The sequence below is a fragment of the Pseudomonas phytophila genome, from assembly GCF_025643095.1.
GTDB lineage: Bacteria > Pseudomonadota > Gammaproteobacteria > Pseudomonadales > Pseudomonadaceae > Aquipseudomonas > Aquipseudomonas quasicaspiana.
Window position 1 is genome coordinate 2106221 of sequence record NZ_CP081201.1, and the last position, 24959, is coordinate 2131179.

Annotated in this window: 22 protein-coding genes and 3 tRNA genes; 11 read left to right on the top strand and 14 right to left on the bottom strand. The window is 57.2% G+C overall.

Annotated features, from left to right (window positions below; translation table 11 throughout):
- The first annotated feature begins 11 nt into the window (after nt 1-11).
- The 5 genes from K3169_RS09380 to K3169_RS09400 all read left to right on the top strand — a co-directional run bounded on the left by K3169_RS09380 (nt 12) and on the right by K3169_RS09400 (nt 2598).
- A complete protein-coding gene (locus K3169_RS09380) occupies nt 12-1223 on the top strand; it encodes an O-succinylhomoserine sulfhydrylase (RefSeq protein ID WP_231675736.1) in 1212 nt (403 codons plus the stop codon).
- A gap of 11 nt (nt 1224-1234) precedes the next feature.
- On the top strand, nt 1235-1996 hold the full coding sequence (locus K3169_RS09385) for an SDR family oxidoreductase (RefSeq protein ID WP_122398137.1): 762 nt from the start codon (nt 1235-1237) through the stop codon (nt 1994-1996).
- 176 nt (nt 1997-2172) lie between these two features.
- Nucleotides 2173-2248 (top strand) — tRNA-Val (locus K3169_RS09390).
- Nucleotides 2249-2316: 68 nt separating this feature from the next.
- Nucleotides 2317-2393: transfer RNA gene (locus tag K3169_RS09395), tRNA-Asp, on the top strand.
- A 128-nt stretch (nt 2394-2521) separates the two neighbouring features.
- Nucleotides 2522-2598 (top strand) — tRNA-Asp (locus K3169_RS09400).
- A 371-nt stretch (nt 2599-2969) separates the two neighbouring features.
- Here the strand turns inward: K3169_RS09400 and K3169_RS09405 are convergent.
- Together K3169_RS09405 and K3169_RS09410 are read right to left on the bottom strand one after the other, a co-directional pair.
- On the bottom strand, nt 2970-3620 hold the full coding sequence (locus tag K3169_RS09405; RefSeq protein WP_317633756.1) for a DsbA family protein: 651 nt from the start codon (nt 3618-3620) through the stop codon (nt 2970-2972).
- Nucleotides 3614-4492, bottom strand: coding sequence for an MBL fold metallo-hydrolase (locus K3169_RS09410; protein WP_122398454.1), 879 nt, complete (start codon nt 4490-4492; stop codon nt 3614-3616). The genes K3169_RS09405 and K3169_RS09410 overlap by 7 nt, the downstream gene beginning before the upstream one ends.
- 105 nt (nt 4493-4597) lie before the next feature.
- Between K3169_RS09410 and K3169_RS09415 the strand changes: the two genes are divergently transcribed.
- The 4 genes from K3169_RS09415 (at nt 4598) to K3169_RS09430 (ending at nt 7456) form a co-directional block, all read left to right on the top strand.
- Nucleotides 4598-5500, top strand: coding sequence for a LysR family transcriptional regulator (locus tag K3169_RS09415; RefSeq protein WP_122398455.1), 903 nt, complete (start codon nt 4598-4600; stop codon nt 5498-5500).
- 123 nt (nt 5501-5623) lie between these two features.
- A complete protein-coding gene (locus K3169_RS09420; RefSeq protein WP_231675739.1) occupies nt 5624-6595 on the top strand; it encodes a T6SS immunity protein Tli4 family protein in 972 nt (323 codons plus the stop codon).
- 99 nt (nt 6596-6694) lie between these two features.
- A complete protein-coding gene (locus K3169_RS09425) occupies nt 6695-6967 on the top strand; it encodes a colicin immunity domain-containing protein (protein WP_099269638.1) in 273 nt (90 codons plus the stop codon).
- A 111-nt stretch (nt 6968-7078) separates the two neighbouring features.
- On the top strand, nt 7079-7456 hold the full coding sequence (locus K3169_RS09430) for a hypothetical protein (protein ID WP_231675740.1): 378 nt from the start codon (nt 7079-7081) through the stop codon (nt 7454-7456).
- A gap of 140 nt (nt 7457-7596) precedes the next feature.
- Here the strand turns inward: K3169_RS09430 and K3169_RS09435 are convergent, their stop codons facing one another.
- From K3169_RS09435 to dapA, 9 genes are all read right to left on the bottom strand, one after another.
- Nucleotides 7597-9219 (bottom strand): methyl-accepting chemotaxis protein, encoded by a 1623-nt coding sequence (locus K3169_RS09435; RefSeq protein WP_231675741.1) that lies wholly within the window; start codon nt 9217-9219, stop codon nt 7597-7599.
- A 429-nt stretch (nt 9220-9648) separates the two neighbouring features.
- Entirely contained in the window at nt 9649-10416 is a 768-nt protein-coding gene (locus tag K3169_RS09440) for a DeoR/GlpR family DNA-binding transcription regulator (protein ID WP_027899515.1), read from the bottom strand.
- Between the two features lie 79 nt (nt 10417-10495).
- The gene (locus K3169_RS09445) at nt 10496-11182 is read right to left on the bottom strand and encodes an SDR family NAD(P)-dependent oxidoreductase (RefSeq protein ID WP_122398460.1); all 687 of its coding nucleotides are present in this window, start codon (nt 11180-11182) and stop codon (nt 10496-10498) included.
- 194 nt (nt 11183-11376) lie between these two features.
- Complete coding sequence (locus K3169_RS09450; protein WP_263271187.1) at nt 11377-12501, bottom strand: sialidase family protein; 1125 nt, start codon at nt 12499-12501, stop codon at nt 11377-11379.
- Entirely contained in the window at nt 12488-13918 is a 1431-nt protein-coding gene (locus K3169_RS09455) for a sodium:solute symporter family protein (RefSeq protein ID WP_027899518.1), read from the bottom strand. The genes K3169_RS09450 and K3169_RS09455 overlap by 14 nt, the downstream gene beginning before the upstream one ends.
- A 75-nt stretch (nt 13919-13993) precedes the next feature.
- Nucleotides 13994-15016 (bottom strand): 4-hydroxythreonine-4-phosphate dehydrogenase PdxA, encoded by a 1023-nt coding sequence (gene pdxA, locus K3169_RS09460; protein WP_099269642.1) that lies wholly within the window; start codon nt 15014-15016, stop codon nt 13994-13996.
- Entirely contained in the window at nt 15009-16271 is a 1263-nt protein-coding gene (locus K3169_RS09465) for a four-carbon acid sugar kinase family protein (RefSeq protein ID WP_263271191.1), read from the bottom strand. Before K3169_RS09465 ends, pdxA begins: the two co-directional genes overlap by 8 nt.
- The gene (locus K3169_RS09470) at nt 16268-17437 is read right to left on the bottom strand and encodes an iron-containing alcohol dehydrogenase (protein WP_317633763.1); all 1170 of its coding nucleotides are present in this window, start codon (nt 17435-17437) and stop codon (nt 16268-16270) included. The genes K3169_RS09465 and K3169_RS09470 overlap by 4 nt, the downstream gene beginning before the upstream one ends.
- Nucleotides 17438-17453: 16 nt before the next feature.
- Nucleotides 17454-18326, bottom strand: coding sequence for a 4-hydroxy-tetrahydrodipicolinate synthase (dapA, locus tag K3169_RS09475; RefSeq protein WP_263271194.1), 873 nt, complete (start codon nt 18324-18326; stop codon nt 17454-17456).
- A 261-nt stretch (nt 18327-18587) separates the two neighbouring features.
- Here dapA and K3169_RS09480 point away from each other — a divergent pair, with 261 nt between their 5' ends.
- The gene (locus K3169_RS09480) at nt 18588-19388 is read left to right on the top strand and encodes a DUF2242 domain-containing protein (protein WP_263271196.1); all 801 of its coding nucleotides are present in this window, start codon (nt 18588-18590) and stop codon (nt 19386-19388) included.
- 133 nt (nt 19389-19521) lie between these two features.
- On the opposite strand, the gene ilvA is transcribed toward K3169_RS09480, so the two are convergent.
- The 3 genes from ilvA to K3169_RS09495 form a co-directional block, all read right to left on the bottom strand.
- On the bottom strand, nt 19522-21045 hold the full coding sequence (gene ilvA, locus K3169_RS09485; protein WP_263271198.1) for a threonine ammonia-lyase, biosynthetic: 1524 nt from the start codon (nt 21043-21045) through the stop codon (nt 19522-19524).
- A gap of 599 nt (nt 21046-21644) precedes the next feature.
- Entirely contained in the window at nt 21645-22685 is a 1041-nt protein-coding gene (locus K3169_RS09490; protein WP_231676786.1) for an AraC family transcriptional regulator, read from the bottom strand.
- Nucleotides 22686-22687: 2 nt separating this feature from the next.
- A complete protein-coding gene (locus tag K3169_RS09495) occupies nt 22688-23827 on the bottom strand; it encodes a carbon-nitrogen hydrolase family protein (RefSeq protein ID WP_122397558.1) in 1140 nt (379 codons plus the stop codon).
- Nucleotides 23828-24077: 250 nt separating this feature from the next.
- Here K3169_RS09495 and K3169_RS09500 point away from each other — a divergent pair, with 250 nt between their 5' ends.
- Nucleotides 24078-24950 (top strand): HDOD domain-containing protein, encoded by an 873-nt coding sequence (locus tag K3169_RS09500; RefSeq protein WP_027901767.1) that lies wholly within the window; start codon nt 24078-24080, stop codon nt 24948-24950.
- Nucleotides 24951-24959: the final 9 nt, after the last annotated feature.

Here is a 24959-nt window from a genome sequence, read left to right on the forward strand (position 1 = left end):
GGAGAGGGCGCATGACTCAGGAATGGGATGCCGGTCGGCTGGACAGCGACCTTGAGGGCGTTGGTTTCGACACACTCGCTGTGCGTGCCGGTCAACACCGCACGCCGGAAGGCGAGCATAGCGATCCGCTGTTCTTCACCTCAAGTTATGTGTTCCGTTCAGCCGCCGATGCGGCTGCGCGTTTCGCAGGCGAAGTGCCGGGCAACGTTTACTCGCGCTACACCAACCCGACGGTGCGCTCTTTCGAAGAACGTATCGCAGCGCTGGAAGGCGCCGAGCAGGCCGTTGCCGCTTCAAGCGGCATGGCCGCGATCATGGCTGTGGTCATGAGCTTTTGCAGCGCTGGCGATCACGTGCTGGTTTCCCGGAGCGTATTCGGCTCGACCATCAGTCTGTTCGAGAAGTACTTCAAGCGTTTTGGCGTTGAAGTGGATTACGTGCCGCTCGCCGAACTGGCTGGCTGGGATGCCGCTATCAAGCCCAACACCAAAATGCTGTTTGTTGAATCACCGTCCAATCCTCTGGCCGAACTGGTCGATATCGCCGCTCTGGCAGAAATCGCTCACGCCAAAGGCACCCTGCTGGTAGTCGATAACTGCTTCTGCACACCAGCGCTCCAGCAGCCGCTGGCGATGGGTGCTGACATGGTCGTGCATTCCGCCACCAAGTTCATTGACGGCCAGGGCCGCTCCATGGGCGGTGTGGTTGCCGGTCGCAGCGAACACATGAAAGAAGTGGTCGGCTTCCTGCGTACTGCCGGGCCGACGCTAAGCCCGTTCAACGCATGGATCTTCCTCAAGGGCCTCGAAACCCTGAACCTGCGCATGCGCGCTCACTGTGCCAGTGCTCTTGAGCTGGCACAGTGGCTGGAGCAGCAGGACGGCATCGAGAAGGTGCATTACGCCGGTCTCGAAAGCCATCCGCAACATGCTCTGGCAAAGCGTCAGCAGAAGGCTTTCGGCGGGGTTTTGAGCTTCGAGGTCAAGGGTGGTAAAGAGGGCGCGTGGCGTTTCATCGATGCGACACGCCTGATTTCGATCACCGCCAACCTGGGTGACAGCAAAACCACCATCACGCACCCGAGCACTACGTCCCATGGACGTCTGGCGCCTCAGGAGCGTGAAGCTGCGGGCATCCGCGACAGCCTGATCCGGGTTGCTGTAGGCCTGGAAGATGTCGCTGACCTGAAGGCGGATCTGGCGCGTGGTCTTGCGGCACTGTGAATGATTGGGTGATGGAGGCCGCCAGCACCAGTAATGGGCGGGTGGCCCTGGTAACGGGTGCTGCACGAGGGATCGGTCTGGGCATTGCTGCCTGGCTGATTACCGAGGGCTGGCAGGTTGTTCTGGTTGATGTGGATCGCAAGCGAGGCGCTCTGGTCGCTCAGGCACTGGGCGATAACGCGATCTTCATTGCCATGGACGTTTCCAGCGAAGAGCAGGTTGCGGCAGGCGTGGCCGAGGTCATTGGCCAGTTCGGTCGTCTCGACGCGCTGGTATGCAATGCCGCGATTGCCGATCCGCATAACACAACGCTTGAGAGCCTGAGCCTGGCGCACTGGAATCGGGTGCTGGGGATCAACCTCAGTGGTCCGATGCTGCTGGCCAAGCACTGCGCCCCCTACTTGCGCGCTCACGCGGGCAGTATCATCAACCTGACCTCAACCCGCGCGCGACAGTCAGAAGCCGATACTGAAGCTTATGCAGCGAGTAAGGGCGGTCTGTTGGCGTTGACTCATTCGCTTGCCATCAGCCTTGGGCCCGAGATCCGCGTCAACGCGGTCAGCCCTGGCTGGATTGACGCCCGGGATCCTTCTGTACGGCGTGCTGAGCCGCTATCAGACGCCGATCACGCGCAACATCCGGCGGGCAGAGTAGGCACGGTGGATGATGTGGCAGCGATGATCTCCTGGCTGCTGTCGCGCAATGCCGGGTTCGTCACGGGGCAAGAGTTCGTGGTGGACGGTGGTATGAGCAAGAAGATGATTTATCTGTAGCAGCGGCGAGTTTCAAGCTGCAAGCTGCAAGAGAAAGCGAGCCTTCGGGTTCGCTTTTTTGTTTTTGGCTTGGAGCTTGAAACTTGCGGCTGGAAGCTGCTCTTAAAAAAAACTTCAAGCAGGGTATTGACTTAGGTTCGTTAGGTGCGTAAATTTCGCGGCCTCAACGAAGCAAAGGGTGATTAGCTCAGCTGGGAGAGCAGCTGCCTTACAAGCAGCGGGTCGGCGGTTCGATCCCGTCATCACCCACCACTTCGTGAGTTTCAATGTTGCAATATTGAAAGGTTACATAGCGATACCGGACGTAAGTCCACCGACAAGCAGCGGTAGTTCAGTCGGTTAGAATACCGGCCTGTCACGCCGGGGGTCGCGGGTTCGAGTCCCGTCCGCTGCGCCATATTTGACGGATCAGATCAGTCTGGTCTGCGATTGAAAAGCCTCAAGGCTTCTCGGTCAGGGTTACAACGAAGCAGGTTCTCGAAAGCATGCTTCAACGATTCAAACGGACGCAAGTCCGAGCGATACGCAGCGGTAGTTCAGTCGGTTAGAATACCGGCCTGTCACGCCGGGGGTCGCGGGTTCGAGTCCCGTCCGCTGCGCCATACATAGCTTCGAGGCCCTTGAACTCCTTGAAGCGAAAGAAAGCGACCTTAACCGGTCGCTTTTTTTTGCCTGATTTTTATGTTCAGGTGTGACGCCCTCGCGGCTGAAGTCCTCCGGGAAATGCCGTCCGTTGATTGAAATGCATTTCATGTGGGCGTAGGGGTATCCATGGCGTCACTATCTTTGGCCGCAACCATCGGACCTGTAGGAGCTCACCGAGGTTACGAGGCCAGCGATAGCGGTTTGTCTGACACTCTGCCATCGCTGGCCTCGTAACCTCGGTGAGCTCCTACAGGAATGGGTTCAGCCTGCAAAATGCATTGTGTTTGATAGGTCTTTGTTTACTGCGAGACAGTGCCGCTCCTACGGCCTATTTATCGGCACGCAAACCCTCGAGCAACGCCTCCCAGCTGCCAAACAGCGCATTTGAGCTGATCAGGCGTCTTTGCTTGCCAGCCCCGAGCACAAGCGCAGGAACGCCGCTCGTGCCCATCTGACCCATTAACGCCTGCGCTACCTTGACCCGCTCACGGGAATGACTCAGTAATCCATCATCCTGCGCAAGCAACAGGCTGGCAGCCTCGCTCAGTCCCATGCCCGTGAGAATGCGAGCAAGAACCTCAAGGTCGGTGATATCCAGCCCCTCAACATAGCGGCCGCGTTGTATGCCTGCCAATGCCTCCAGTTCGCGCGACGGCACCGTCATCGCCACCGCGCTGAGCGCCCGGGTTGCAGGCCCGGAGTCGAAACGACGGGTGTGATCCCCAAGTATCTGGCGTTGGTATGCCTCGCTGAAAGGCTGTCCGGTCAGCGTGCCGATTCGAAGGTCGTTGGACCAGGCATAATCTGCAAAGCCTAGGTCCATCACCCGCGAGTTTTTATCCGCGAACAAGCCGGTAGGGGAAAGCGTGATGCTGAACTCGTCCAGCGCATCAAGGCGCTGTATCACTGACGAGGCTCCATAGCACCAACCGCATAGTAGATCGAAGAGGTAAGTGACGCTGACGGCTTCACTCACCACTTCATTTCACCTTTGGCCACTTTCGCGCTCAGCACCAGTGACGAGTCATCCGCCAGTTTCGGGTAATGCGCTTTCATCGCTGCAATCAGTGCGGCAGAGTCTTTGGCCTTGGCCGTTTCGGCATCAAAGGTTTTGATATAGCCCGCTGTGAATGTCGGTGATTGAAGAGCCGTTTGATCGCCCGGCAGGAAGTGGCCCGGCACAATGGTGGCTGGTTTGAGTTTCTCTATTGTCGCCAGGGTCGCCAGCCAGTCCTGGTGGGATTTGGCGCTCTGGGTGTCAGCCATCCACACGTGAATGTTGCTGGACAGCACCACGCCGCCTACCACGGCCTTGATCGACGGGATCCAGACGAAGCTACGGTCGGGTTGCGGACCGTCCAGGCCAATGACCTGCAGTTTCTGATCTTCCAGCTTCAGTTCAGTACCCTGCATTACTTCAGGCACGATGACCTTGCCCGGTGCGGCCGCGCCCAGCTTGGGTCCCCAGTAGGCCAGCTTGGCATCCTTGGTTTCGTTGATGTGTGCGACGGTCTGGGCGCTGGCTACAACCTTGGCTTTTGGGTAGGCGGAGGTAATGGTTTGCAGGCCGAAGTAGTAGTCCGGGTCGCCATGGCTGATATAAATCGTGGTCAGATTTTTCCCGCTCTTGCGGATTTTCTCGACGATCTGCTCGGCTTGAGTTTTCGAAAACTGCGCATCCACCAGAACCGCGTCTTTCTCACCTGTCACCAGGACTGAAGAGACCGGGAAGATGGCTTCTTCGCCCGGGTTATAGACATCCAGCTTCAGGGGTTGCGCGGCCTGGCTGGCACCCGCAAAGCCGAGCAGGGCGAAAGTGGCTAACAAGCGGCGTGCGGACAGCGAAATCATGTCGAGCTCCATCGTGGCAATGATAAGAGTCCGCAGGTTAGTTGAGATTTATAGATCGAAAAACGCTAGATTAGACGCAAGTTTGTTTCTGAAAACGGTCGAATCATGGATAAGTTGGCGGCAATGCAGGCTTTCGTCACCGTCGTGGATTGCGGGAGCCAGACCGCTGCGGCGGACAAACTCGGGATATCAAGGCCTGTGATATCCAGATTCCTTGCCGAACTGGAGGACTGGACCGGCGCCCGATTGATGCACCGCACCACGCGACGTCTGAACCTCACCGCGGCAGGGGCTGAGGTGTTGCCTTTATGTCGGCGAATGCTCGATCTGGCCGATGACATGCGTGCAGTAGTCGCCGCGCCAGAGGATGAGCCGAAAGGACTGCTGCGCGTGACGGCCAGCACCTCGTTCGGTCAGGCGCAACTGATGCTCGCGGTGACCGAGTTTGTCGAGCGCTACTCGCAAGTCAGCGTCGACATGGTGCTGCTCGACCGCACCGTCAATCTGGTGGATGAGCGCATGGACCTGGCAATTCGCATCACCAATGAACTGGACCCCAATCTTATCGCTCGCCGGCTGACCACCTGTCGTTCGGTGGTGTGTGCCTCGCCGGATTACCTGAAGCGGCATTCGACGCCAAAGGCTATCGAAGACCTGACACTGCATAACTGCCTGACGCATACCTATCACAGCAGCAGTCTCTGGCATTTCACCCATAAAGGTCTGCCGAAAAGCGTCGCAGTGAAGGGTAATCTCACCAGCAATGATTCGATCACCACGATGCAGGCAGCCCTGTGTGGTGCCGGAGTGGCGCTGTTGCCGACCTACCTGGCGTCGCCGCTGATTCAACAAGGTCAACTGGTTGCGCTGCTGCCGTCGTACCAGCCCATGGAGTTGGGGATATATGCGGTGTATGCCTCACGCAAGCACATGTCATCAGCCTTGCGCGCCATGCTCGATTTTCTTGCGCAGCGCTTCGGTACTGAGCCTGTCTGGGATCGTATTTAAGCGTGCTGTTCGCGAACGGGCTTCTCTTTATTTTCGATGCGTTTCAGATCTCATTCGAGCCCGGTACACTGGCGGAAGAATACAAAATGCAACGCTGTCTGGCCGGGTAGGGATACTTACAACATGTTCCAATACAAAAAACATATAAGCTTGCTCAATACCGCAGGTGTTTTAATATTTGCGCTCTTAGCCAGTGTCGATAGCGAAGCCAATGATATGCCTACCACAAAAAAACCATTTTATTTCGGCAGGTATACATTTGAGGTGCCTACCGATGGCGCGAATATTTGGTCGGCCTATAAGGTCATTGACACGAAAATACAACTCGTTAGCCATGATGGAAGGCGCGACCTCATTGCGGAGGTTTCCGACAAGATTAAAAAAATAAATATACTCCATGAGTCGGGTGCTGCAGATTATGAGCGAACCGTCGAGCTGGACGGAGGGGGTGCCATTGTTGTGTCCAAATTAACCAATTACGCTATGGATATATTTTATTTGACCAAGGGTAATACGTTATATAAGCAATCTGTAGGGTCTATTTCTTCAGCGGGAATAAACAAAGCCATTGCACTTGCAAGAGAGATCAATACGCTCATTCATGATCGCAACCCGGCTGAGCGCCCGCCAACCGGGACATTCGCCATTGAGGCGGGGTATCTCAATTTACCCCTTGATGAGTTTGAAGAGCAAGTCTCGATCGGATTACCTGTATCATCCATGCCCGGTATTCATTTGACGTTTGATACTCAGCGTATCGGTGAGCCAGAACCGAGCCTTCTGACGCGTTACGAAGAAAGGACGTCGGGTGTCCTGACATCGTTATTGACGAGCGTTCTGTCCAAAACTTCCGTGCTAAGAAAGTCAAAGAAAATAGTAGCCGGATTAAAGTTCGAAGAGTTATTGCTCAAGGCGAAGGTCGAGGGTAGGACACTCTATTCCTTCCGGCTTGAATACCCGGGCACACCGGAGTCCAGCATGGAGCCTTACACGGTCATTGAAATGAGCACACTTGATCGTGGTTTAAGCTTCCAGAACGATAAAGAGGCATTGCGCTTCTGGGATGATCTGGTTGCGAGCTTGAAGCGGATATGAAGAGAACGTGGCCGACGCTGCTGGCGGACCGCCAGAGAAAAGCGGTGTGCGCCCGGTAACTCAGCCGCTTGATAATGTTATTGAAAACGGAGTGCTGAGATGAGTCTCACGCTTTTGGAGTTTGCAAAGTCGTATGTCGCGGGAAGGCTGACATCAGAAATTTTCTCTGAGGCGTATAGCGAGCTTTGGAAGATTGAGCGAGACAGGAACGTTCTTCAGCTGGATGAGCCTTCGTTGAGCGAGTGCTTGTCCAGTATCTTCTGTGTTACGGATATGTACGAACCGGACAAGTCAAGAGACGCGTATGAATTTGACGATGAGATGCTTAAGGCTGAAGTCGCGAATTTGATAAGAAAAGTAGTCGCTGATTAGCGGGGGGAAGGGGAGTCAGACCTGCGGTCTCAGGGCCAGTATTTCGATGTGAAGGCAGGGCTTCACGTGAATAACTTTGTATTACGATCCAGGGATCAGAGGTTAATCCAAATGAGCTCGAAAAAAATCAATCAGAATTCCATTGAAAACACATTAAAAATTGACGACTTGGCTCTACATACCGTCGAAGTATTAGAACAGGCCAGGGCATGTCCTGAATTAATCTCTGGTGTAGATCTCGATATCTACAATGTGGAGGGAAGTTCAAGCATGAGGCAGTTTGTAGAATATAGAATGGGCACGCTTGGAAGAAGTGGCAGGGCACTTCATGGGGTAGAAGAATGTACGCTGAAATTAGAAAGGCTCGAGCCGGATCATCCCGTTAGCTGGGTCGCTAAAAAGGTGGGCAATAATATCCTGATTTTAATAGTCGATCGCGAACTTGATAGTGTTATACATGCAATGTCGACCGCCTCCAACAGTGGATGATACTAAGTAATAGAGCGCTATCATGATGTGAGTGCGGTGCTTTGAGCCGCGCAAGAAAATCAAGTTATCCGGAGCGTTCGCGGTAGCAGCTAACAACGGGGGCTGCTACCGCGATATCTCCTGAATCAAACGATCCTGGTTTACAGCTGGAATTTACTCACTTCACGTTGCAGGCTGCTGGCGAGGGTCTGCAGGCCTCCGCTGGTCTTGAGCAGTTCCTGAACAGACATATTGTTCTGTTCGGCCATTTGCGCCGAGCGTTCAACGTTGCGTGCTACGTCCTGGCTGGCGGCGGTCTGTTCGCGCAATGCGAAGGAAATCTGATCGACCACCTGCAGCACTTTGTTCGAGCTGTCGCGGATCTCGACGATTGCTTGTCCGGCAGTCCCGGCCATTGCTACGCCATCGTTCACTTCCTGCACGCCACCGCGCATGCTTTCAACCGTCTCCCGCACACCCGCCTGAATCTTCTCGATCATGCCAGCGATTTCCTTGGTCGATTTGCCGGTATTTTGTGCCAGCAGGCGCACTTCATCGGCTACCACCGCGAAGCCGCGACCTTGTTCACCTGCACGAGCGGCTTCAATGGCTGCGTTGAGCGCGAGCAGGTTGGTCTGATCGGCAATGCCCTGAATAACGCTGATGATCGATGAAATATGTTCGGAGTGCTGGCCGAGGTCGGCTACTTGTGCCGAAGAGTGCTGCACGGTCCGGGCAATACCGTTCATGCTCGTAAGGGTACCTTCAATGACCTGAGCGCCATCTTTCGACTGCTGACCCGACCGACTGGCGATTTCATGCGCTTCGTTGGCGTTCTCGGACACGTGATGAATGCTGACCGTCAGCTCTTCGATGGTGGCTGCCATTACCGAAGCAGATGTGGATTGTTCCTGCATAGCGCCGGACAGCTGTTGAGATGCACCGGAGATTTGCTGGACTGCGACAACCAATTGGTTAGCGGCCTGGCTGATCTGCTGAATCATCTCGCGCAGGCGGTTCTGCATGCGGTCAAAGGCTTTTGGCAGTTCATCGTGACTGCTGGTATCGATCACAGTGTCCAGCTTGCCGTTGGCGATAGCCGTGGCAGCATCAATTGCCAATTGCAGGCGTTTGGTCGTGCTGCGGCCGAGTATTGAGGCCAGAATCAGTGCGAGTATCGCTGCGCCAATGCCACCGCAGACGAGGACCATGAGCGCAAAATGCTTGGCATCGACCATGTTCTGAGTTCTGGTCACCAACAGCTTGTTTTCCGCGGCGCTGATTTCGGCCAACGTAGCGCGCATGCTGTCCATTTTGGCTTTGTCAGCCCCGGTTGTGATGCGCTTGTCCAGTTCGTCATCGGGCTCATTGCGCGCCGTCAGGTCACGGCGCAGGGCAATGATCGGTTTGACATCTTCTTCAAGCCAGCGCTTCTGAGTATCCCCCAGAGAGGCCAGGCGTCGTTGTTGTTCCGGATTATCGGCGGTCAGGCGTTTAAGCGACTCAAGCTCTTCGCTGAATTTCTTTTCGCCAGCCTGCAAGGGCTCAAGAAAGGCATCCTTCGACGCGATAACGAAGCCGCGCATCCCTGTCTCGATATTGATCAACTGCTCAAGTGCCAGCTGCGCTTCGCTCAGGACCTGATAGGTGTGAACGTTGCTGTTAGTGGCGTCCTCAACTTCTTCAAAACCTCGGTATGCGCTTGTTACCAGAATGGCAATCAGGGCGATGATGGCGAAAAAACTGAAGTAGAGCTTTTGCGAAATGCTGAGTTTATCGAACATGCTGTCGATCCTTGGGTAAAGCCGCTCCATGGCTTTTTAGATGTTGTAATTACCGAGAGCGGATGCTCAACTCGATCACGCCGCAATGAGTGATGGCACAACGATATTCACTAATTGCCTTATCGCCTCTATCTAATGGAACTTTAAAAGGTTCCGTGCCGTTCGTCGGAAGCTCTGGGCCGTGCATTTTGGCTGGCTCGTCAAATATTTTGACGTCGAAAAAACGACGATTTAGAGCAGCGAGCATTGAAAGATTAATCGACGGGTTCAGGCGAAGGCGCGCGACTATTTAGTGCCGCTAATGTGCTCATTCCTGAAGCAGGAGAGTGTTTTAAGGCGCAGTAACTGAATGCAGGAAAAACGTAGATTCTCTGCAGGAAAGCGGTGTACTGCCACGGCGAGTATTTTGTCTATTAATCTGTTTCGTGATCAGAGTTGCACAACTTCAACCGTCACAGACCGCCGCGACTGAAAGGGTGCCAGTAACGAAGGATCATCCAGTTCGTGAGTAATCAGCGTCCAGGGCTGACGCAGCGGGGTCCAGTGTTGCTGGCGCGCGCGTCCGAGCTTGGTGGCGTCGGCCAGTACATAAATGTGGGCGGCGCGGGCGATCATGGTTTCCTTGAGGTAAGCCTGCTCGGCGCTGGCTTCGCACAAGCCCAGTTCGGCCACTACCCCATCAGCACTCAGGAATACCTTATCGGCGCTCAGGTGTTCAAGGGCAGCCTGCGCGGCCACGCCGTAGGTCGACATGCTCGCGCTACGCAAATCACCGCCGAGCACCGTGATGCGCCCCTCGGGGATCAGTGCCAGATCAGCGAGGGCCATCAGGTTGTTGGTGATGACATGCAGGCCGCGACGCTGATTGAGTAGCTGAGCCAGTGCGCTGGTAGTGGTGCCACCTTCAAGGAACAGCGTGTCGTGATCCTGAATATGCGCCAAGGCGGCGCGGGCGATAACGGTCTTTTCCTGGCTGTGTTGCTGGCGGCGTTCTTCCACCGAGGTTTCCGGCTCGCGCATGCCGACATGTGCTGCGCCGCCATAGGTGCGAATCACCAGACCTTCTTCAGCCAGCGCGGTGAGATCCCGGCGGACTGTCGCTTCCGACACGCCCAACCGGGCGCACAGTTCATCGACGTTCGACTTTCCTGAAAGGACCAGTTCCAGTATCGATTGACGGCGATTTGCGACTTTCATGAACAGCCTTGGTATTGAGCGAGGAAAGAGGGGTTATCACATTAAACAGCGGTGCAATGCAACCGCAGAACCGGCGAGTCTATAGCGAGGCGCCGCCGCAGATCACCAGACTTTGCCCGGTGATGGCGCCTGCGTCCGGTCCGACCAAGAACGCCGCCATGCCAGCGACTTCAGACGGCTGCACGAAGCGGCCAATCGGCGGTTTGTTGGGCGGCGTGCCGCTGCGGGCCGGGTCCAGCAACATGGGGGTTTCAGTCGCGCCGGGGGCGATCAGGTTGACGGTGATTCCGTTGGTTGCTAGTTCCATGGCCCAGGAGCGCACCATTCCTTGCAACGCGGCCTTGGTTGCCGCGTACTGGCTGCGTCCATGGGCACCTTGCATGGTGCGGCTTCCGATCATCACGATCCTTGCGCCGGGGCGCAGTCTGCCATGCAGGGTGTTGACCAGATGGCTGGCCGCCGCGACGTGAACCTGCCACATCGCCTGTCCATCGTCCGGGTTCAACTGCCCCAACGGTGCGGTACGCATGAAGCCTGCTGCGTGAACAATGGCATCCAGCGTGTCGATGGGCTGCAAGGCCTGTTCAAGGGCGTGCAAATTGCTCAGGTCACATTCAGTCCAGTGAAAGTGAGGGTGATCGATATCGGCAGGGCGACGACTCAGGCCATGCACTCGCCAGCCATCAGCCAGCAGGCGCTGAGAGATGGCCATACCGATGCCGGAACTGACGCCGGTCAGTACTGCGGTTTTAGTGGCTCTTGTCATAAAAAGTGCCGCTCCTATCAAAAAAAATCACGGTCTGATTTGGAGTGCTTTTTTATCTGTAGGAGCGCGCTTGCCCGCGATAGCGTCAGCACAGTCGATAGATTATCGACTGTCAGATCCAATCGCGGGCAAGCGCGCTCCTACAGGTCCTGTTTGCTGATAGACAGCGTGGCCTGGGCCGCTTCTACAGAAAATCAGCGCACTGCCGCCAACGGCAAATGCACATGCTTGATCTTTTGCCGAAAGTACGTAAACGCCACGTGCAGACTGCCATCCCGTGCCTGAATAATGCTCGGATAGGAAAACTCGCGGTTGAGCTTTTCCTGAGAGTTATTGGTCAGGCAGAAACCATCCCCCAACTCCAGGTCCAGGCGCACCGGCCAGCTTTGCCCGTCATCGTGGGACAGCGCCAGGCTCATGGGCGCGCGGGGGATGCCCCACACCGCGCTTTTGCCATCTGCGCTTTGACCCGGTGTCACGCGGTCGTCGCCTTCATCTTCAATTTCGTCGTACAGCGAAGCCCGGCGCTGGCTGTGGCCCTCGGCGCTGACCGGGTTGTAGACCAGCGCCAGTTCGCCGCTGTTGAGCCGCACAAACTGGATTGAGGAATTGTTGTTCGGCAGTTCCGTAGCGACGGGCACGCTCCAGCTTCGCCCGCGATCGGTTGAGCGGCTGCTGTAGATCGAATCGGCCCAGCGGCTACGAAACAGGCCGAGCAAGCTGCCGTCGGCCACTTGATGAACGTTCATGTGCACGGCGCCGGTGCTGTCCGGGACGTCATGGCGCGACCAGCTTTGCCCTTGATCACTGGAAATCATCACCGCGCTGACGTCGTGATTACCCACCCATTTTTCGCCGGGGTGGGTGATGCAATACCAGACCGGCAACAGCCAGTCGCCGTTATCCAGCACCACCGGCGGTTGGCGCACAAAGGTGCCCGGTTCGTCGAACAGGGTTTCCACCGGGCCCCAGGTCTTGCCTTGATCTTCAGACAGGCGACGGCGAATGATCGCCGTTTCCTGATTGCCGGAAATCTGTGCGGTCCAGATCAGCCACAAAGGACCTTGCGGGGCCTGGAACAGGATCGGGTTCTGCTCGGAGCGAGTGTCATCCTGAGACAGTTTCTCCGGTTCGCTCCAGACGCCGGTCTGCGGGTCGCGGCGCGAGAGCAGTATGAAAATGTCGGACATGCCTTCCTGTGTTCCGGCGAACCAGGTGCACAGCACCGTACCGTCGGCCAGTTCATGCAGGTTTGCGGCATGGTTCTGTGCGTATGGGGTCGGCAGGAAGGCGTCCTGACGTTGTTCACTGATTGGCATGGGAAATCCCTTGTTTGTCGTTGCCGGATTTATCCTGACTGCGGGCGATTGATTGCGGGAACAGACGCTCCACGGCAATCACGATGGCCGGGGTGATCAGGGCGATGTACATGTTATCGATGCCGTACGGGTTATCCAGCAGGTACCAGACGCTCGTGGTGATGGATGAGGCGATCAGACCCAGGGTCGCGCCACGGCCGGAGCCGAAGAACGGCAGGTAGATGGCGATCATGGCCACCACGGCGATGGACAGGCGCAGCGCACGGGTGAAGAACGACAGGTTGAGGATTTCAGGCACGAAGAACACAAAGAACAGCGGCACAAAGCCGATGATCAAAGCAATGAAGCGAGTCGCCTTGAGTTCGCGATCCACCGACGGTTTACGCATTGGCACGTAGAAGTCCCGGACCACCAGCGAGGCGATTGCCAGCGCTACTGTACTGACGCTGACGAAGATCGAGGCGACCAGTGAAATGGTCACTACACCCGCCAGAACCGGACTCATGGACTGGAGGAAAACAGGCAGGGCGTAGAGGCTGCCCATGTCCGGATGCAGGTATTTGGAAGCCACACCGATAAAGCCCAGCGCCAGCGCAATCGGAATGCACAGCAACGAGGCGTAGAAGGTGGAGCGTTGGGCGGCTTTCGAGTCAGGCGTCGAAGAAATCGCCTGAATGATGAACTGGGTAGAGAAGATCGCACCCACGGTGCCGATGATCCACGCCATGATTTTCGAGCCGCCGATGGCGCCATCCCAGGTGAAGTAGTGTTCAGGCATGTTCTGAATCACCGGGGTGAATCCGCCCGTCAAATTCAGGGCCACATACAGCACGATCATCACGCCGATGTACTTCACGCCGGTGTGCAGGATGCTCATGTAAGCCACACTTTTCAGGCCACCGAACACGTAGTACAGGGTGCTGATAACCGCAGTAATGAACGCTGCAGTAGGCAGGTTGATCTTCATCACGGTGGCAATCGCTGCTGCGCCGCTGACGTAGTTACCGACGTTCACCAACAGCAGGGCGTAGATCATGATGATCGAAACGGCCAGCTTGGTAGAGTTGCCGTACTTCTTGGCGATGAACCCGGAAATGGTGAACTCGCCGGAGTTGTAGAGCTTGCGGGCCATGAGCAGGCCGAACAGCGGGAAGCCGATGGCGGCTGCGATCACCGACCAGGAGGCGGCGAAGCCACTTTCGAACGCGGCCTGGGCCGTACCGACCGTGGATTTGGCACCGATGAATTCCGACATCATCAGAATGCCGACGACAAAGGCGGGCATGGTGCGTGCGGCGACCATGTATTGCTCACTGGTTTTGCTGCGCAGTCGCAGGCTCATCCAGGTGGTGATGACGATGTAAACGACGACCATGCCGATGATGATCGCAGTGTCCTGCGAGTTGAAGGTTTCCATCATTTCGCTCCATTGTTGTTTTTGTGGCGCGTTGTTTCAGAGGACTTCAGGGATTGGTGTGAAAGATTGCGTGGCTCAAACAGCCACTGACTGGCGTGTCTCCCGCTTGCGGGTCGCAAGCTCAACGGCCTGACGCAGGGCTTCGATCAGACTGCGTTCGTCAGCGATGCCTTTACCGGCGATGTCGAACGCCGTGCCATGGTCGACCGAAGTGCGGATCACGGGCAGGCCGACGGTGACGTTGACTCCGGCTTCCAGACCCATGACTTTCACCGGGCCGTGGCCCTGGTCGTGATACATGGCCACGACCGCATCGAAGTCACCGCGGCCGGCGCGGAAGAACAGCGTGTCAGCAGGCAGCGGGCCCTCCACACGCCAGCCGCGGGCGCGCAGTTCATCGATGGCGGGTTGAATCTTGGTTTCTTCTTCGCCGTAGCCGAACAGGCCGTTTTCACCGGCATGCGGGTTGATGCCGCAGACCGCGATCAGCGGATTTTCGATCCCTGCGCGGGTCAGGGTTTCCCGGCAGCGCTCGATGGTGCGCTTGACCAGCCCCGGCTCGATTTTGGCGATGGCATCAATGATGCCCATATGGGTGGTGACGTGAATGACGCGCAGGGTCGGGGTCATCAGCATCATCGAGACTTCTTCGATGCCCAGCAGGTGCGCGAGCATTTCCGTGTGGCCAGGGAAAATATGCCCACCCGCATGCAACGCTTCCTTATTCAGGGGGGCGGTGCAGATCGCGTCCAGCTCGCCGCTTTCAGTCAGTTGGACGGTGCGCTCGATGTAGCGAAACGCTGCGTTGCCCGCAACGGCGGAAAGCTTGCCGTAAGGCATGTCCGCCGGTATCAGGCCCAGATCGATACAGTCCACCGTGCCCAGTTCGAAGCGGGCGCTGGCGGGGGAGGCGATACTGTTGACCCGCAGGCTGCCACCGACAATCCGGTTGGCATCTTCAAGGCGTTTGGCATCCCCGATCACCAGCGGCCGACAGCTGTCGTACACCGATTGGTGGGCCAGGGTTTTCATGATGATTTCCGGACCCACACCGGCGGCATCGCCCATGGTGATCCCGATCACGGGACGTTCAGACATGATGGATTTCCTTTTTAATGTGGGGCGTGTCCGCAGTGGATGTGCTGCGGCCATGAAGCTGTTGCCAGGCGGTTAGCAGGGTGTCCGGCTGGCCGAAGGCACCAGCCTTGGTCACCACGTTCAAGCCTGTTTCGGTTCGGGAGAGCACGACGCCGGGGGCCAGTTCGCCTTGAACCTCAAGACGACCAATGCCTGCTGCAGTGAGAATGGCCCGGGCAGTTTCGCCACCCGTAGCGATCAGCGATCCCGTCACGGCGATTGCAGGCTCTAACCATGCGGCGAGGGCGCTGCTGAGTTGCGCTGCGACGGATGGATCACGCTCTTGCTGACTGAGGGTCAGCAAGCAGTCTTCACCCTTGGCCAGGCGCAGATAGAGGAGGGTGATCAATTGTTCGCGCTGTTCATGGCGAGCCGGATCGAGCAGCGTGGCGGCATCTATTTCCAGACAGAAACAGCCACTGTGCTCGGCCAGTGTGCTGGCCTGTTGTTGTGAATGCCGGGACATGCTGCCGACCACTGTCAGTACCGGCGCACGGCCTTGCACGTTAATGTCGCCAGACGCGGGCAGACCCAACGCCTCTGGCAAATGCTGGGCCAGACCTGCCGAACCGACCCAGAACAGCTGGCGATACAGCGGCGCGGTTGCGCGGGCCAGACGTTGCAGGTCTGCGTCGGTCAGGGCATCACAAATCAACGCCTGCACATTGCGTTGTAGCGCTTGATCCAGCGCGTTGCTCAGCGCCGTTTCGTCGCGCAGGGTATCGAGATCTATGGCGACACAGTGCAAGCCTTCTGCGCTAAGGCTTTCCAGCAGGTTGCCGGTGCCGAGCAGGTTTTCATTGCGCCATACATCGCTCAAGGCTACCGAGATGCCGTTGATCAACTGCACCGAATCTTGTGTGGTGCGGCCCATGGCGGGAAAGGCCGGGGCGACGATGGCCAGGCCCCGAAGTGCCTGCAACGCAGCGATTTCGCGAGCGACATTGCCGCGCAAGGTGGAGTCGATTTTCTTGTACAACGCTCTGTTGGCGTACTGACGCTGCTGCAATATCGCGCTGTTGGCTTTCGCTGCCGCGCCCGGATTGAGTCGTCGAGAGTCCACGTCCACAGCAACCACTGCTGCGGTTGATGAAGCCGTCTCTGTATCGAGCACAATCTCGGTCGACAGTCGTTTGGCGAAACCCGCCGCGCAATCGGCTGCTCCGGACAAGTCGTCAGCAATGATCAACAAACCCGACAGCTTCAAGGCGCTCATGGCAGCAAGCACCGATAAAGCGTTTCGATGTCGGTCAGGCTCAGGGCCTTGGGATTGTTAGCCATCAAGCGGGTGACTTTTGATGCGGCTATCGCCATGTCTGCCAGGTGCTCCTCGCCGACGCCAAACTCGCGCAGGTCTTGAGGAATGTTCAGGGTGGCGGTCCATTGGCGGATCTGCTGAATCAGCTTATGCGCGGCGATTTCATCGCTGTCCTGTTGCTCTGCAACACCGCAGACACAGGCGGCGCGTTTCAAACGATCTGCGCAACTGTCCAGATTGAAGGCCATTACATGCGGTAGCAGCATGGCGTTGGCCACGCCATGAGTGACATGAAACTTGCCGCCCAACGGATAGGCCATGGCATGCACGGCCGCTGTGCCTGCTGCGGTCAGGGCCAGGCCGCCATACATCGAACCGAGCAACATATCGCCGCGTGCCCGAACCGAATCCGGTTGCTGATAGGCCTCAACGATGCTGCCCGCGATCAGACGCATGGATTCCAGCGCGAAGGCATCGCTGATCGGGTTGGCCTTGGTGGAGATAAACGATTCCAGCGAATGCACGAAAGCGTCCATGCCGGTCGCGGCGGTGATGCTGCGTGGCAAGCTCAGCGTCAGCAGTGGATCAAGGATCACCAGCGTGGGCAGCAAGTGACGGCTGACCACACCGATTTTCAGTTCTTCGTCGGGCAGGGTGACGATGGCGTTGGGTGTCACCTCCGAGCCTGTGCCCGAAGTGGTTGGTACCAGAACCATGGGCTTGCCGGGATGGCTGACTTTGTCGACACCTAACAAATCACGCAGTGGCGTGTCGTTGGTGAGCATGACCGAAAACAGCTTGGCCGCGTCCAGTACGCTACCGCCGCCAATGGCGATCAGGGCGTCAGGTGAATGAGGCGCAACGTCTTCACGGAAGACCCGCTCGATGTTTTCCAGGGTCGGTTCGATCTCGACGTTGTCGATCATGTGAACGGCAATGCCGGCGGCATTCAGCTGTGCGCTGACTTTCTCCGTCACGCCCAGGTTATGCATGGCGTTTTGCGTGACCAGCACGACATTGCGCAGTGGGGTATCGAGCAGCGGCAGTTTTTCACTCAGTTGCTCAAGGCTGCCAGGGCCGTGAATGACGTGTTTGACAGTTTGGAAGTGGTAAGACGACATCAGCGCATCTCCTGGCGAGTCAGCGGTAAACCGCGAGCAGGGTTTCCAGTTTTTGCACGGCGGCAGCATCCAGCGGCTGCACGGGGGCGCGACAAGGCCCGACCGGGAGATTGAGCAGCTCGGTGGCTTTTTTCAGCACAACGGGCATGGTGCCGATGGCAAAGGCGTCGCGCAGTGGGCGCAAGGCCTCCTGAGCAACTCGCGCAGCATCGTGATTGCCAGCCTGAAAGTGGTTCCAGATCGACATGACCAGATCCGGCACTGCATTGGCGGTCGCGGCAATCGCGCCATCGCCACCGGCCAGCAGATTCCAGTAGATCAGTGAGTCAGTACCGGCAAAGACCGCAAAGTCGTCGCTGCGGTATTTCATCATCTGTACCAGAGCGTCGAAGTTACCGGCGCTGTCTTTGATGCCTTTGATCATCGGGTGTTGATGCAGGGCGGCGACGGCACCAATGCCAATGGACATGCCGGTTTTGGCCGGAATGTTGTACATCATCAGGGGCAGGGTGGACGCATCGGCGATGGTTTCGTAATGCTTGATCAGCTCGCTCTGGCTGATGGCATTGAAGTAGGGCGTGATGACGGAAAGGGCGTTTGCGCCGAGATCCGTCACTTTTTTGTTCATTTCAATCACTTCGCGGGTAGCGAAAGCGCCGGTGCCAATCACAACCGGCACTCGGCCTGCCGCTGCCTCGACGGTGACGCGGGCGATTTGCAGCTTTTCAGCTTCTGATAACGTGAAGAACTCGCCATTGGTGCCGAGCACAAAAAGCCCATGTACCCCAGCTTGAATGAGGTTTTCGACGAGAGCGCGGAGGGCGTGAAGGTCAACCTGCTGATCAGCGGTGAAAGGCGTGACCAAGGCTGGAATAATGCCGCGAAATTGCATGGTGGGATTCTCGTTTTATTCTTAGTGAGATCAACAATGATTAAAACGATCATAAAACGCAAGTTATTTTGATCGTTTCGTTCATTGTTGATTGAAGCGATCATTTCTTTGGCTTCATGCCACTATCTCGAAAGACCGTGACGTGGCGGTTTGTAACAAGATCCTTTCCATCTGCGCGTTGATCCTGCGCGTGCCTTGTTGCAGACTTACCGACGTTTTCCAGTCCGCCGTCTTGCGGACCGTTTCTACCCAGGATCCTTGATGCCTAACTTAGTTAACTTTCGTACCGCATGCTGCGCCATTGCCTTGTTGGCAGTCGTGGGCTGTTCCTCGAAAAAAACCGCAGTCTACGAGCACGAGAATTTTGACGACGCGGGGACGTTTTCGAGGACTTACCCGGTCAGTGATTCAGCCTCTTGCGAAGCGGCGCGTCGCGCCTTGCTGAGCCAGGGCTACATCATCACCAGCAATGACCCGAAGATGATCAGCGGTAACAAGAGCTTCCAGCAAACCGGCGAGACTCACATGCAGATCAGCTTCAATGTGGTTTGTGCTGCTGATGACGCCACGGACAAGAGCTCGACCGTATTTGCCAACGCCCTTCAGGATCGTTACGCGCTGAAGAAGACCAACAACTCTGCCAGCCTGGGTGTTGGCGTGCTGGGTTCGGTGTCGATGCCGATCGGCTCTACCGACGACTCGATGGTCAAGGTCGCGAGCGAGACGGTGGCTTCGGACAAGTTCTACGATCGCTTCTTTACGCTGGTGGACAACTTCATGCCGCCTGAGGTGAAGAAAGTCGCCAACATCAAAGAAACCCCGAAAGCTGCGCTGGGCGTGCCTGAGCAAACGGTGCCTGCGCCGAAACCGGCAGCATTGGTTGAGCCGGCACCTGCAGCCGCTCCCGCCCCGGTAGCAGAGCCGACACCTGCGCCTGCAGTTGAATCCAGTCAGCCAGTGCCTGCACCGGCAGCACCGGCAGAGTCGATTCAGGCTGAACCGGCTCCTGCGCCTGCGGAGGAGGCCCCGCAAGCCGAGCCGGAAGTCGCTCCAGCGCAATAACCAGCAGACATATCGCTTATGTGGGAGCCGGGCTTGCCCGCGATAAACGATAACGCGGTATTTCGACTACCTGCGTCTCATATATCGCGGGCAAGCCCGGCTCCCACATGGAATAGACCTGCGCGTATCAGTCCTACCCCAAAAACAGCTTATACGCCGGATTCTTGCTCTCATCCCAATACGGGTAGCCAATCTCGGCCAGTGCCGCCGGGACCAGATGCCGTTCATCCTCTGGCACCACCAGCCCCGCGACCACACGACCATCCGCCGCGCCATGGTTACGGTAATGGAACATCGAAATCGTCCACTGGCCGCCCAGCTTGTTCAGGAAGTTGAACAGCGCACCCGGACGCTCCGGGAATTCGAAGCGGAACACCACTTCGTCGCTGACCCGCTCGGCATGCCCCCCAACCATATGTCGAATGTGCAGTTTGGCCAGTTCGTTGTCGGTCAGGTCAATCACCGGGAAGCCCTGCTCGGTGAGGCTGGTGATCAGATCTTTCCGTGGGTCGGTATAGGGATGCGTCTGTACGCCGACGAAAATGTGCGCCTCGCGGTCGGTGTGATAACGGTAGTTGAATTCGGTGATCTGGCGCTTGCCGATGGCCTCGCAGAACGCCTTGAAGCTGCCCGGTTGCTCGGGAATGGTCACGGCGATGATGGCTTCGCGGCCTTCACCCAGTTCGGCGCGCTCGGCCACATGACGCAAACGGTCGAAGTTGACGTTGGCACCTGAGTCGATGGCGACGAAGGTCTGGCCGCTGACGGCTTCCTGCTCGACATACTTTTTGATCCCCGCCACCGCCAGGGCCCCTGACGGCTCGGTGATCGAGCGGGTGTCGTCGTAAATGTCCTTGATCGCCGCGCAGATTTCATCGGTGCTGACCGTGATCACTTCGTCGACGTAGTGCCTGCAGATGTCGAAGGTGTACTCACCAATTTGCGCCACAGCCACGCCGTCCGCAAACAGACCGACCTGCTGCAGCACAACGCGTTCGCCGTACGCCATGGCTTGCTGCAGGCAGTTGGAATCATCCGGCTCGACACCGATGACCTTGATCTCCGGCCGCAGGTATTTCACGTAAGCCGCGATACCGGCGATCAAACCGCCACCGCCCACCGGGACGAAAATCGCGTCCAGCGGCCCTTGATGCCGGCGCAGAATCTCCATGGCCACGGTGCCTTGCCCGGCAATCGTGTCGGGGTCGTCATAGGGATGGATGTAAACGAAGCCCATTTCTTCGACGAGTTTCAGCGAATGAGCCAGTGCTTCAGGGAAGGAATCGCCGTGCAGTACCACTTTGCCACCCCGGGAACGCACGCCTTCGACTTTGATTTCAGGCGTGGTCTTGGGCATCACGATAGTGGCTTCGACGCCCAGGGTTTTCGCCGCCAGTGCCAGACCTTGCGCGTGGTTGCCTGCCGACGCTGTCACTACGCCACGGGCCAGTTCTTCCGGGCTTAGCTGCGCCAGTTTGTTGTACGCGCCACGAATCTTGAACGAGAACACCGGCTGCAAGTCTTCGCGCTTGAGCAGCACCTGATTGCCAAGCCGCTCGGACAACTGACGAGCGCCCTGCAAGGGGGTTTCCACGGCCACGTCGTAGACACGTGAGTTGAGTATTTTGCGGGCGTAGTGATTAAGCAGGTCAGTCATCGCGTCGGCCCCTTGTGATGGAGGGCGATGCGCTGAGCCTGAGAAGCGAAGAGGGCGGTTTGAATGCTGATCATGTCTGACTCCCGGTTTGCTTTTTTAGCCCAGGAGACAAGAAAAACCCGCCTCTTGGGCGGGTTGGGTGCACGCGTCGGCTAACCCGCCATGACTGGAATGGCGGTAATAATAATCTGGCCGGCGAAATGCTTGGTTACGTTCATGCTTGAAGACTATTGCGGATGCTCTTTGCAAGTCAAGACAGGCAAAGCTAAATCCTTATCGGAGCGCTTCGTATCTTAATGATCAGGTCATTTTTCCTTCACCTTGGCACTTTATGGTGAGGGCAGTGGTCAGTGAATGACGTCATTTAAAGAACAGCCAAGAGGGCACGCGTTATGGACGACTATCAAGAAGAACTGCTGGAATACCAAGCGTTTGAACTAGATCCGCCAGAGCCAGCGGATGATGCGACTGAGTTGTGAGTGTTTGAGCAGACTTCTTTTCTGTAGGAGCTGCCGAAGGCTGCGAAAGCAAATTTCCTGACATACTGCTATCGCAGCCTTCGGCAGCTCCTACAGGTCAGTATTTGCCGGGCGGATTATTCAACCCTGCCCACGCTGGCTACGCCGAAATTCGCCAGGCGTCTGGCTGGTCCAGCGCTTGAAGGCTCGTTGAAACGCTTCAGCGGACGCGAAGCCGAGCAAGTAGGCAATCTCCCCGAATGCCAGCTCGGTGTCGCGTATATACGTCATCGCCAGATCACGCCGCGTATCGTTGAGGATAGTGCGAAAGCCCGTACCTTCCTCGGCCAGTTTGCGGCGCAAAGTCCAGGCGGGTAGTTTCAGTCTGGCAGCAATCTCCTCCAGATCCGGTTCGCTCCCACCATTGAGTAAAGGCCCGAGCAGACGGGTGATGCGCTCTCGCAAGCTGCGGGTGCGGGTCAGTTGCTCAAGTTCTTTTTCACACAGCTGCAGCAGATGGGTCCAGGTACTGGGGCAATGCTGCGGGTTGCGCAGGCTCAACGTGTGCTGGTTCAGACGCAGCTGATTGGTGGCGGCGGCGAAGGTAATGGGCTGTGCGCTCAGGTCGGCATATTCGGTGGCATAGTCGGGCGCATCAAACTCAATCTCGATCTTTTCCGCTCGCACTTCAGTTTCGCTAAGGCTGGACAGTTGCTGCAGCCAGCTGGCGATGATCGAGTCCACCACGAAGCGGTTATAGCCGTTGTACGGGCTGATCGAATAGAACCGCAACCAGGCACCTTCTGCGTCTTCGTGAAAGCTCGACTGGCCGCGATAATTGGAACCGTACAGCGCCTCAAAGCGGATCAGCGTGCGAGCGGCCTCGCGGACGTTGGGGGCTTGCGCCGCGGTCACACCTGCCAGACCGCACTGGCTGATATGGCTTGAACGGCCCATGCGCAAACCAAGGCTTGGCTGGCCGGTGAGTTGAATCGCGGCATGACCCAGGCGCATGTAACGCGGAATGGACAAGCGCGCCCCGGCTTCGGCCAGTCTTGCCTGATCCAGGCCGTACTGCTCCAGCAACGGTTGCGGATCCTGCCCGAAACTGCGCACCGCATTGGCCAGGCTGTGAACAAACCCCACCGACAGATCACCAAGACGAGTGGGTGATGGGGTCATGCTCATAACCAGATATTGATCAGGCGTGCGCCCAGGTGGGCCTTGTCATCCGGCGATGGCTCGACGATGTGCTGGCCGTCACGGCTGGCGAAGCTGTGTCCCGAGCTGCCTTGATCCCATAGCTGACCGCGCATGAACACACTGACTCCGGCTTTGGCGGTGCTGAGCGGTGCATGACTGGTCAGGGTCAGACGCTGCCACGCTTCACCCTCGGTGATATTGCCGGTGTTCAGCCCTGTTGCGCCGATCAGGTCCGGGGTGCGATAGCCGCGCCACGGGCTGGCCCAGTGGCCGGTGCCAATGACAAAGGCGGGCACTGCAATCAGCTCGACGCCCAGTTTATTCAGGCTGGCGTAATTGCCGGGGTACCAGCTGTCGCTGCCAATCAATATGCCCAGCTTTCCAGCGGGAGTGTCGAGTACATTCAGGTCAGTGGCCGGGTGCACGTAGCGGCGTTGATAAGCCATCGGGAACAACTGCCGTTGCGGCTGACCGAGGGGTTGGCCGTCGCTGCCGAACGTCACGCTGCTGTTATAGAGCGGGCCGCTGCCGAGCTTCAGTTTCCCGTTGTCGATGGCCGGCTCAGGCAGCACGATGGAGCCTGCGACCAGCGTGACGCCGAACTCTTTGGCCAGACCGCCGAACAGAGTTTGATACTGCTCGGCCATACCGGGGGCTTTCATGCGCAAGTGGGCGTCGTCGAGCCGACTGTCACCTTTGGCGCCAAGCAGTGCACCGAGGAATTTCAGCGGATTGCTCAGGGATATCCAGGTCAGCGCTTCGTCCATGCTGGCAGCCTGATAAACCTCGTTTTTCTCGCCACTGGCAACCAGCCAGGTGCCCACATGTTCGGGCAGCACGACGATGGTTCGGCTGTTGATCAAACCCTGCTCGCGAGCCTGTTGCAGATAGGCTGCCAGTTTGCGATGCAGGCGCTGGATACTTTGATAATCGGCGGGGAACAGTTCCGGCTGAATGCCGAGCAGATTGCCGCGCTCACTGGGTTGTCCTTCGTCGACCACGAGTTTGATTCGCAGGTCGGACAAGTAGTGTCCCACAGGACGCTGCTCAGTCCAGAAGCCGTAGCCGACAAGCGCAGCCGTGAGTACGAAGCCAAAAGCAATAGTGAAAAATGTACGCATAAGTAAGTTGGAGTGCTGACAATCCCGAGTAGTTGCTGTGTAAGGTTATGTGTGCCGAGACTACGGGAAAACAACGGCTTAACGAACTTTTTTCCATTCATGGCCGGGTTTTTTGTCGAGTGGTATCAGTTACACAACCATCGTCAGTAGCCGGTGGCTTTGTCAATCAGGCAATGCCCCATCGCAAATGTCTTTTCTATTCGCTAGAGTCGGGCCATATCACGTATTGAGTGAGTGTCCAGGGAAGCGTATGTCATCAGAGCCCGAGTTTACCGACGAGAAAGTCAAACAGGCCTTGCAGGGCATCATCGTGCCGCCGCAACCACAGATCCTGGTGGACCTGCAGATCGAGCAGTACATGCCGGACCCCGATCTGGCCGAGATCGCCCGCTTGATTTCCCAGGACCCCGGTATTGCAGGGGCGCTGCTCAAGATCGTCAACTCCAGCTACTTCGGTTTGAGCAACCGGATCTCGTCGATTCAGCGCGCTGTGAATCTGTTGGGCAGTCGTTCGGTGATCAACATCGTCAACGGCTTGTCCATTCGCGGCGGCATGAACGATGAGTCCATCGTGACCCTCAACCGCTTCTGGGACACCGCGCAAGACATCGCCATGACGTGTCTGGCGCTGGCCAAACGGCTTGGCTCGCAGGCCGTCGATGAAGCCTACGCCCTGGGCCTGTTCCATGATTGCGGCGTGCCATTGATGTACAAGAAATTCCCGGGCTACATGTCGGTGCTGGAGCAGGGGTACGCGGGCGCCAGTGACCAGCAGCGCATCGTCGACGTGGAAAACAAAGCCTTCAACACCAACCACGCCGTCGTGGGTTACTACACCGCAAAGGCCTGGCGGTTGCCGGAACACATGTCAACGACCATCGCCCGGCATCACAACGCCTACGCGGTGTTCAGTGATGATTCGGGACAGCACAGTCAGGTGAAGAATCTGCTGGCGATTCTGAAAATGGCCGAACACATCTGCGAGTCCTACCGGATACTGGGCAAGGAAAGCGCCGATCATGAGTGGAACTCCATCAGCCACCTGGTACTCGATTACGTCGGCTTGTCCGAGTATGACTTCCAGGAATTGAAGGCGAATATTCGTGAGTTGGGTGCGCATTGAGGCGTAATG